Annotated in this window: 1 protein-coding gene; it reads left to right on the plus strand. The window is 40.4% G+C overall.

Annotation, left to right across the window (positions count from 1 at the left end):
* Window positions 1–522 (plus strand): GTPase (locus tag GMD5S_RS0210110; RefSeq protein ID WP_016893905.1); only part of this gene is annotated, 522 nt, incomplete at both ends.

A 522-nucleotide genomic window follows, 5' to 3' on the forward strand; every position in this document is an offset into this window, starting at 1 on the left:
GCCAAACGTTGGTAAATCAACCCTTTTTAATGCAATTACAAAAGCAGGAGCAGAGGCGGCAAACTACCCATTTGCGACTATTGATCCAAACGTTGGGATGGTGGAAGTTCCAGATGAACGCCTACAAAAACTAACGGAAATGATTACTCCTAAAAAGACAGTTCCAACAACCTTTGAGTTTACAGATATTGCAGGGATTGTAAAAGGAGCTTCAAAAGGAGAAGGTCTAGGTAATAAATTCTTGGCCAATATCCGTGAAGTAGACGCGATTGTTCACGTAGTTCGTGCTTTTGATGATGAAAATGTGATGCGCGAGCAAGGACGTGAAGACGCCTTTGTGGATCCACTTGCAGATATTGATACCATTAACCTAGAATTGATTCTTGCTGACTTAGAATCAGTTAATAAACGCTATGCGCGTGTAGAAAAGATGGCACGTACGCAAAAAGATAAAGAATCAGTAGCAGAATTTAATGTTCTTCAAAAGATTAAACCAGTCCTTGAGGATGGAAAATCAGCTCG

The organism is Streptococcus sp. GMD5S, assembly GCF_000298715.2.
Lineage (GTDB): Bacteria > Bacillota > Bacilli > Lactobacillales > Streptococcaceae > Streptococcus.